A 10,007-nucleotide genomic window follows, 5' to 3' on the forward strand; every position below is an offset into this window, starting at 1 on the left:
AGTGCGGTACAAAAGGACCACAAAGCGAGATCGGGAGTAACTGGCAGATCAGGTTCATAAATCAGAAGATGAAACAAGCCCGTCACTCTGATCAAACCCCGACAATGTCTAAGCCTAATTGCTCTAAAGTTGGGGTGATTGCAGCCCCACGTATTAATTTGTAGTGAAAGATAGTGCCATGGCAGAAAGCATTACTTAAGCAGGAACAAGATGATAACTAATTCATCAATAAAAAGCAGTAGAAAGCCTCTATTTTCACAAGACGAGCGTAACAGCTTCTATTCGTTGGCGAACGATAGTGACATTCTAAAAGCTAACATCCGAGGCCCACGTGGAAAGTGGGATATCGCTGGCAATGCTCTCTGCGGAAAATACACTTCAATAAATGGTCCCTTTACAGCTCGTGGCCGTGTGCTAGTGGGGAATTACTGTGCATTCGGTAGATATGTCGCACTTATCTCCGGGAATCACCGAACAGATCTGCCCAATCAGCAGGTGTGGTTCAATGATAGGTTCGGATTCACAAAAGCCACAACGACTAAGGGGCCTGTGGAAATTGGGCACAATGTTTGGATAGGTGACAAAGTAAGTGTGCTATCCGGTGTCCAAGTTGGCCATGGCGCAGTAATTGCTGCCGGCTGTACGGTTACGAGAGATGTAGCACCCTTTTCTATTGTTGGTGGGAACCCAGCTAGAGAAATCAAAACGAGGTTTAGTAGGCCAGTCGTCGAACAAATGTTAAACTACAAATGGTGGTCTTGGGACGATGACAAAATAGCGCGTAATAAGAAGTTCTTTGAGCTTTCGATTTCACCTACAGAAGAAATTGATCTTGGTAAAATCATCGTAGATTAACTTGTCGTTTTCGGTGTCGGGGCCTGTGTAAATTGGCGGCATTGCTTTTATTGAAGCGTTTTTCGGAAGGTTCTGTCGAGAATCCTTGATCGCTCACCGTTGATTGAAATTTGTTGAGACGACTTTTCCGTAACCAAGAGCTGCTATGGATCGCATAAAACAAGCGCTGAAATCGCACACAATCGCTCGGGTGATACGATTTCGTCAGCGTCGAAGACATGCAGGGTCGCAAGACATGTTTACTCTGGACATGATACAATAAAAAGCTGAACATTGGCATCGGTGAGATGACCCAAGATACAGAAACTGGCCACAGTTTAGAGTCTAATGACGCACTCCTCTCAAAATAGGGGAATTACCGTTCAATAAGATCCGGAAACCAGCATGCCAATTTTTATTTTGAAACAGAAGGTCCTATTTTTTATTCATATCCCGAAAACGGGAGGGAGCAGTATCGAGACCGCTCTCCGGCAGCAGGGCGCTCGTCAAGCATTACTTAGCGCGTCCAATGGTGGTTTTATGAAATGTACGCCGCAACACATGCATGCCCCCCTCATTGAACTTTTTATACCAAGTAGTTTTCGGGATTTTACCTTCGCCGTGTGCCGTCATCCGGTGAATCGGCTCATAAGTGAGTTCCACATGCGTCGTGACAGGTGGGAAAACGGAATAAGCTTCTCTGAATTTGTCGACTACACTTTCAAAAAATACCGGGATAACGAATATATTTTCGACAATCATATTCGGCCGCAATCTGAATTCGTTACAAGGGATACTCGGGTCTTTCGTTTCGAGGATGGATTGGAAAGGGCAATCGGGGTGGCTTGTAAATTTGCCAGCGTACCATTTAGCGACATGGCGCCACATAAGAGAAGGAAGACAGGGGGCGAAACCGATGTTTCTCGAGATACGCTCGCAAAAATTAGGCACTTCTATAAGTCCGATTTCGAGAGATTCGAGTACGAGTAGGGGAGCTGGGTAAACTGTCTCCAGTTGCCACGTGGTCATTTGTTTGACGGGGCATCGTCAGCGACAGTTCACATTATGCGTGTCTCTTACACTTCGAGTTCAAGTCTGGAACATCACCTGCGCATCATTGCTTTCATCTGCTGTTAGGTCAGCACATTTTATCCTCTTAAACGGCGCTCTAACATGAGAAGTTTACGTACGGTGCCAGCGCCTAGACCTTTCATATCCGCAAAGAACTGATCTGGATTACTTTGTAGCTTTGCAAGCTTATGTGTTCCCATTCTTTGACCCGCTAGGTTGAAAACTTTAACGACGAGGGTCTTATTTGTGGGTAGCAATGATATATCATTTGTCTTCGCCGCTTTTTGGCGCTTTGCTTTTTCCCATTTGATCGCTTTATAAGCATAGCCTACGTACACTGAATTGCTATCTTCAAAGAATTTCATTGGCTGTTCTTTGAGCTTCTTAAGCCGTTTCTGCGATAGAAATGGGGAACTGACAGCTGAGAACGTTTTGTAGGTCAAACTGTCGTGGATTCTATAGAGAGGTTTTTTAGCAGGATTTTGCTTTTTAGGCTTAATTGCTGACTTGTTGTTGGTTTTTCTCTCTTTTGGAAGCCAGGTATCATAGGCTTGCATAATCGCATCAAATTCATCGTTGCTAATTACATCAAGCGTTTCCTTGTGGTCGGGAACCAGTGGAGCAAATAGTGTAAGGTCTTCACGGCTTAAGAATTCTCTTGCTAGGTTGGCATTTGATTCTGCAACACTTTCTAGAATTGATTGCCTTTGCACATCAGTTAAGAGATTTAGCTTTGTGGCAGGCAAACCTTTTTGTTTACGTATTTGGGTGACCTTTTGTCCCGCATCTTCGATGAAGTTGAAGTACGCATCCCGATCTGACCAATTGCTTTTATTAAGTCGGCGGATCAAGTTGACGTGCGCCGTTCCGAATGGGAAGCGGTTCTCTTGTCCGACATCTGGTCGAGGCAGGTCAGCATGTTCTTCAAGTTTAGAGAGTGATAAGAAATCGCTTACAATATCGCCATTTTTTAGCTGCTTTCTATCGTAAATACCGATGTGGATCTTTGATCTATCCAAGACGGTTTCCCAAAGCTTCATGCGCCCGAAATAGTCAAGGCGGTTACGCGTTATCTCTGAGTTGAGCCATTCTTCGATAGGTTGATCTACGCGACCAACGGCTCCTCCTGCAACGAACTCGGCGTATTGTGAATTAGCCCAATCATCTTGCCGACGTAGATAGGTAATCATCTCTACGTCATAATCTGAAAAGTGCCGAACTAGTTCGACAGCATTTGGATTAAGGAAATAGGCTTCCGAGGATAATATAACAGTGTGTATTTGATTGCCTGACAGTGCAAGAGTCGCCTCGACATGATCTTTCATTCGAGATTTTTTTAGAACCGCCTCAGGAACAAACTGCGCATGACCGGCCTGCTTATGTGGTCGTGTTTGTTGCCAAAATAAACCCACTTCCGGCACGTAAATACCAGCGCGCAATAATGCTGCTCGGTTCTGTTCTAGGAAGTGTTGTATAAACGTTGAGCCAGTCTTTGTTGAACCAATATGGATAAGAAGTTTTGGCTTTTTGCCAAACGCTTTGCCTTGGCTTATTGCATCCTTATCTGTTGTGACCAACTCATTCCGTGCATAAAGTGATAATGCCTCTTGTAACTGACGTTCCGCGTCATTTTCAGGAGCCCGGAGCATTTCGGCGACATAATCTGCTTGAGGGATTTTAGACAGATTTGCCGCTATGTTCACGTATTCAAACCGTCCACTTAATAAAGCTGCAAAAATGAGTGGGTAAGCATTTCGAGATTTTAGATTGGCTTTCAACTGTTTCGGTGCAGATGAGGCATCCGTATGTTTCATACCCGTACGTACTAACAATCGTTGCAACCGCTCATAAAGCTCTTGCTCACCGGTAGCGCCTCTCTCTCTCTGGATTGTATCTTTAACAAAGCCAAAGATCATAAAGTGCAAAAACTGTGTGATCAGGTATCGTGAAACGTCGAATAAATCAGATGTACGGTTCAGAGCACCTGAATCTAATAGTAATTCAACCAGCGATTCAAAATTTTGAATTTGATATTCTGCATCTTGTGTTGTTTTTTCACGCCGGGCGGTTGAATTTACTCTTACCCGATATACGAAACCTTCATGGTCGATACTCGACAGTGATTTTGCATTTAAGAGGGCTTTCATTAAGAATGGCTTTTCTTCCCATTGTGGGGTCAAAAAGCGAATATCTTGCTCAAGAAGAAATTCTCTCCTGTATAGCCAATTCCAAAAGTGGCGCCCTTGAATAATTTCAGGTTTTTCAGAAAATGTTTTACCATGGAATGGGACATCAAATGCGGTCTCGCACCAATCGCGCCGCAAACCTATTTTTTTCCCCTGCGCATTTTCTAAACGCTCAAAAATTTTGCGGCCACGTACCATATCAGCGTTGTCCTCTACCGCTGCATTGTAGACGCGTTCTAAGTGTTCTTTTCTTGCTAGAAAATCATCAGAATCCAAGAACTGGATAAATTCACCACGTGCCGCTTCAATCCCAGCATTGCGAGCAAATCCTTGGCCCACGTTTTCTTTTAAGACAATTGGTCGAATACGTGCATCTTCGGCGGCATGACGATCGATGATGGCCTGACTGCCGTCGGGACTGCAATCGTTGACTGTGATGATTTCAATGTCTTTAAGTGTCTGAGCCCGGATTGAATCAAGACACTGATTGATGAACTTTTCAACGCCATACACGGGCAAGATTACAGAGACTTTTGGCTTTTCGCATGCTTGCTGCACTATTGTGGGCATTTGGACCGGTCTGTGCTTTTCGATGAAATCGAGGGCGTCTTCTATCCGACTTGGTGTTGCACAATTTGGCACATGATAGATCGTATACCAGATATAGAAATAGTAGAAAATTTCTTCTAGGGACCGTTTGCGATGACGATGAGGAATAGTTTGGCGATCATCTGTTAGGCCCCATCCTGCATAGAATGGCGCGCCAAAACAAACGACTTCTTTGCCGGCCAAAAGTGCTTCTAATCCCATTTGGGATGAACCAACATAAACTTTATCTACACAATCGAACAGACTGTAGGGGTTCACTGGATCGCGTAAAATACGAATACGGCCAGTATCCTCTAGGTGATTATAATAACCAACACGTTTGCCTTTTTCCCAATGAGTATCTGGGTGCGTTTTGATCAATATCTGGGCGTTGGGATTTTCTCGGATCGCTGCGAGCAACATTTGCTCGAAGTCGTTCTCGGTCAGTTTGCCGTATATTGTAGATGCATCTGCAAAGGCTTGGTCACAGACCATAACGCGATGTTGATAGCCATCTGCCATAGTTGGAGAAGCAATTGGCTGAGAATTATATTTTGATATCTTCTTTTCTACAATTCGCGCCATAGCAGATCGGGCACGTGCAAGATCTTCATCTGATAATGCATTATCACTGTTTAGACGATGGATCAGGCGGTTAGGGTAATCCGCCATGAAGTAATAAGAGATGTCGTCGTATACGTAGCCAAGGCAAGCTAGCTTGGGATCATTGCCTCTGAGAGCTTGAGACCAACTATGAGAGGTAGCAAGGAAACCCTGCTCCCCAAATATAAGTGGGGTGCCAGGTTGGTAAGTTTGTAAGGCTCTAACTCCACCGATATGGCTTACTTTTGCATCATCATAAATAGTTCCAAAAATCAAATGATGACTGCTATTTCCAAAATTGCTGTCATCTAAACTTAATGCGTTTGGAAAGAGTTTTTTGAGATTAGCTCCGTATTTTTGCGACAAGTTTGAAGCAACATAGCCAATATTCCAAGCAGCATAGCGGTTATCAATAATCCATTCACGAAAATCGAAATCTGGATCGCCAACGCCCTCTTTTTGGCGCAGGCGCAGGTGGTCATCAAATTTTTCGAAAGCTATGCGGTTTTCTTTTGACATACAGATCTCAGTTCATACTTATGTATGGTAACTTTAGTTAACCATTGACCAATTTAGAAAGTGCTTCACGCGCACTTGTTTCGGCTTGTCTTTTGACACTTTGGGGACCCGCTACAATAGCAGCTTTGAACATGGCCTCCCATGCATCAAAGACTATTTTGTTGGAGTACAATTCATCAAATCGATGCTTGGATGCTACACCCATTCTCTTTCTTAGCGAGTCATCGCGCATCAATTGGTCAAGGCATTTAGCCAAGCACCCTTTTTCCAGACTGCGCTGCGCGAGCCGTCCATTAAGTCCATCGACAATCTGTTCGTTAATTCCATTACACGCGGAGTACCCAACGAGTGGCATACCATGGGCCATCGCTTCTAGCGATGACATTGGGAACCCTTCGAAAAGGGAAGGCAGAACAAAGATTTGAGCGCGTTCAAGGTATGAGTAGGGCTGATCTGAATGCCCTAAAAATTCGACCTGACTAGCAATGCCTCGACCTTTGGCGCGGGCTTTAAGGTCGCTCATCATTGGACCGTCACCTAGAATTTGCAGGGTCCAGTTTTTGTGTTGTTTAGCAATTATCGAAAACTCATCTATCAACTGTACGAGGTTTTTTCGCGGCACTAAACGAGCAACAGTAATTATGGTCCTTTGATCGCCACCAATTGGATCGCAAAGATTCTCGGCAGCTCTGACCGTATTGGGTATAACGTTCACCTTGCCCTGGAGATAATCAGGAAGGGTATCTTTAAAAGCCGAGGTTAGCAGGTGGATTCGAGTAGCCCCAGTAAAGGCTGCCAGCCGTTCGTCTTCAGTAAACACACCGAGGCGCTTCGGAAAATGTGGATCAATATGTTCTGACAGTACAACAGGAACACCAACCTTTTGCGCAGCGACCGTATATCGCAACAACGTTCGGTTCATATGCAGACCCACAATGAGATCAGGGCACGCTTCTGCCAAGGCAATTGTCATTTGACTGTTGGACTTAGTGTCGTCACCTTCAGGGAGGAAGTGCAGCTTTAGGCTGTTGTGTAGCGGCCATACGGATGGCTGTTTGCGTTCATCAAAAGTGTAAACGTTAACTTCATGTCCCTTTTCAGCCATCGAATTCGCCATTAGTTGGCCAACATTTTCGGTGCCACCACGGCTCTTCGTAATCCAAGGTACGATAAATGATATCTTCATGTGTTTACTCCTCGGACAGAGCGTTTCGAAACTTGATGAAACTTGGCACGGAGGTTTTTGTTCTTCACTCTACTTTTCTCAACTTAAGAGGGTGCTTTGCGCTTGACAGAATTTGATCCAAACCACCACTGTTTAAAATCAGATTTTGACAGAAATCTTGTTCCAATCATTCTACACCGGCGCGCAAACAATCATGTATATGCAAGAGACCAGATATTTTTTCCGATTCATCATGAACCACTAAGCAGGTGATCCCACGGGAGGTCATCTCTTTGAGAGCCTCGCTCGCTGTTGCCATCAAAGCAATGCTCACTGGTTTCGTTCCCGTGAGCAGATCGCTTGCTTGTGAAGCCCACAAGCGTTCAACATTGCGACGCATGTCGCCGTCGGTGATCAGACCCAACGTTTTGTCTCCATCTATGACCAGTGCTACACCCAATCCCTTCGATGACATTGTGATGACGACGTCATGCATTGGTGTGTTAGGCAAAACAATAGGCAGGCGGTCACCTGTTAACATCAGATCGCGAGCAGTGAGCAATCTTGATCCGAGTTTGCCACCCGGATGATAGCGCCGAAAATCCGCTGGTGCAGACTTTAGCAGATGGCTAAAGCCTACGGCCAAAGCGTCACCGATAGCTAAGGCAACGGTTGTAGATGTCGTTGGTGCGAGGCCGTTGATGCAAGCTTCGGAAACCTTACCATGCGCAATCGTGATCGTGCTTGATCTAGCAAGGGTGCTTTCTTCAGTTGCTGTAATGCTGATAACTGGGATTCTATATTCTCGACAGTAAGCGAGTAGATCAGCAAGTTCTGTTGTTTCGCCTGAATTTGAAAGGACCAAAACGATGCTATCGTCGTGAATAATCCCCAGATCCCCGTGACTCGCTTCGGCAGCGTGAAGAAAGGCAGCACGCTTGCCGAGAGATCGAAACGTTGAGGCGACTTTACGCGCAATATGACCGCTTTTCCCGACACCGGCTACAATCAAGGGGCCTGTAGATTCGTGGATTGCATATATAGCCTTCGCAATCTCAGGTGGAGTTTCGCGTGTTAGCCGCAGCAATGCTTCGGCTTCAACCTGTAGCACTGACTGGACTATAGATGTAGTTTCATCGTTCATCAGTAAGATGTCATTTTGATTGGCATGTGCTAGTGTCATTTGGGCCTTGCAAGTCCGCGGAAGTCATTTTCACTAAGGGTTAATGCCTGTGATATACATGTGTCGCGTCAAGGACACGGGTATATATCGCCACACATTCCCCCTGAGGAGGTGAGAAACTGAACGCCTAAATATTAACCGAAATAGCGAAAGAATGAGTAAGGTGGCACCTAGCTGTCTACACGATTATACACGTATAGGGTTATCCTTGGCTAGTCTATCAAAAGCCATTAAGCTTTCTACCAGCGCCCCCATCTTATCAAGATGTATCATATTCGGACCGTCTGATGGCGCGCTATCCGGATCTTCATGCGTTTCAATAAAGACCGCCGCAATGCCCAAAGAAACGGCGGCGCGCGCCATAACTGGGGCAAACTCACGCTGTCCTCCGGACGATCCGCCCTGCCCACCGGGCTGCTGTACGGAATGGGTTGCATCCATCACAACCGGATATCCGCTTTTGGCCATTGTTGGCAGCGAACGCATATCGGCCACTAGTGTATTGTAGCCGAAGGATGATCCTCGTTCAGTTAAAAGTATCCGATTATTTCCAGTACTTTCAATTTTCGCGACGACATTCGGCATATCCCACGGTGCTAAAAATTGGCCCTTTTTGATATTGATGGCAGCACCTGTTTCGCCAGCCGCAAGAAGTAGATCAGTTTGCCGGCATAAGAACGCAGGAATTTGAATAATGTCGCACACTTGCGCAACCGTACCGCATTGTTCAGGTGTGTGAATATCCGTCAACACAGGGCATCCGATGCTGTCTTTGACAGCTTGCAAAACCTTGAGGCCTTCATCTACGCCAAGACCGCGTTTACCATTCAACGATGTACGATTAGCTTTATCAAAACTACCTTTGAAAACGAATTGTGCACCATGAGCAGCGCAAACTTCAGCCATATGCCCTGCAATCATTTGAGCATGCTCGAGGCTTTCCAGCTGGCAAGGACCGGCGATAAGCATAAGTGGATCGTCATTGCTGACACTCAATTGGCCGATATCAATCTTTCGCATGACTTACCCTCTTACAGTATTAACGATGTTCGCGGGCCTGTTAGCTCAGGTATCTTGAAAATGAAAATGGTTTTTTACTGAACAACTTTGGTGCAGTTAAATGGTCTAAGTGAGAATGTTTCTTATGCAGTCTGTGTTTGGGTCAACTCGATAGGCGCGTTGTCACGCAGTTCAAGTGAGTGGTTGCAGCCAGCCTAGCCGTCGAATTGCGGGATACCGCTAGAGAACTGTAATTTTTGAGACGCGGTTTTGCCGGATCAGCCGGGTGTGTGTATATAAACGAAACACCGTGCGGTTGATGGCCATTCCACGCCCTCTCGGCCCGCTCCAAGACCCAGAGTTAACCTTTCTTGAATTTTCTTCGTCCCGAATCCGCGCTGCAGGTGTCGCCGCGTTCAGCGGGATAGTTATCTCACCTTTGATCACATCATCAGGCCGATGAGTGCTCGTCAGGGTTGGCTTTGGTCTTGCAGGTGTCGGGCTTTCAATCTGCACAGGCGCAAAATTCACACCTTCTAAATTGGGCCAGACGAGCTTGCTGGTCTGGCGATGCGCTGCCAGTCAGGTCATAAACTTGACGCCGTGCGACCGCATTCACCCTGTCTCATTCGATCAGAGTTTCCGCCATAACCCATGCCGTAAGTTCTTTCGGTCTTCTGCGCGTGCCATCAGGACAAAGTGCGACCCGTGGTCAATTCTCTGTCGTAGGCTCCATATAATAACTCTTTCCAAAACTTTCCAGAAAGGGGTTCGCAGATCATGCGGGATCAAGAATGGTTAGGTTGAGCACCGCTTTCGGATTCAGCTGTGATGCAAGAGTTGCGTTCACCTCACGTAG

6 protein-coding genes are annotated in these 10,007 nt (G+C 45.9%); 2 read left to right on the forward strand and 4 right to left on the reverse strand.

Features of this window, described 5'->3' with window-relative positions; translation table 11 throughout:
* Nucleotides 1–210 precede the first annotated feature (210 nt).
* Nucleotides 211–855 carry a CatB-related O-acetyltransferase gene (locus TW80_RS17720; RefSeq protein WP_052701038.1) on the forward strand — a complete coding sequence of 215 codons (645 nt, stop codon included), beginning with the start codon at nucleotides 211–213 and terminating at the stop codon, nucleotides 853–855.
* A 384-nt stretch (nucleotides 856–1,239) separates the two neighbouring features.
* Complete coding sequence (locus tag TW80_RS16575; RefSeq protein WP_045998575.1) at nucleotides 1,240–1,824, forward strand: sulfotransferase family 2 domain-containing protein; 585 nt, start codon at nucleotides 1,240–1,242, stop codon at nucleotides 1,822–1,824.
* A 158-nt stretch (nucleotides 1,825–1,982) separates the two neighbouring features.
* On the opposite strand, the gene TW80_RS17725 is transcribed toward TW80_RS16575, so the two are convergent.
* The 4 genes from TW80_RS17725 to kdsA all read right to left on the reverse strand — a co-directional run bounded on the left by TW80_RS17725 (nucleotide 1,983) and on the right by kdsA (nucleotide 9,169).
* Nucleotides 1,983–5,801: a glycosyltransferase gene (locus TW80_RS17725; RefSeq protein ID WP_052701039.1), complete on the reverse strand. Its 3,819-nt coding sequence runs from the start codon at nucleotides 5,799–5,801 to the stop codon at nucleotides 1,983–1,985.
* Nucleotides 5,802–5,838: 37 nt separating this feature from the next.
* A complete protein-coding gene (locus TW80_RS16585; protein WP_045998576.1) occupies nucleotides 5,839–6,987 on the reverse strand; it encodes a glycosyltransferase in 1,149 nt (382 codons plus the stop codon).
* Nucleotides 6,988–7,153: 166 nt separating this feature from the next.
* The gene (locus tag TW80_RS16590; protein ID WP_052701040.1) at nucleotides 7,154–8,149 is read right to left on the reverse strand and encodes a KpsF/GutQ family sugar-phosphate isomerase; all 996 of its coding nucleotides are present in this window, start codon (nucleotides 8,147–8,149) and stop codon (nucleotides 7,154–7,156) included.
* A 186-nt stretch (nucleotides 8,150–8,335) separates the two neighbouring features.
* Nucleotides 8,336–9,169: a 3-deoxy-8-phosphooctulonate synthase gene (gene kdsA, locus TW80_RS16595; protein ID WP_045998577.1), complete on the reverse strand. Its 834-nt coding sequence runs from the start codon at nucleotides 9,167–9,169 to the stop codon at nucleotides 8,336–8,338.
* Nucleotides 9,170–10,007: the final 838 nt, after the last annotated feature.

The organism is Loktanella sp. S4079 (genome assembly GCF_000967725.1).
GTDB lineage: Bacteria > Pseudomonadota > Alphaproteobacteria > Rhodobacterales > Rhodobacteraceae > Yoonia.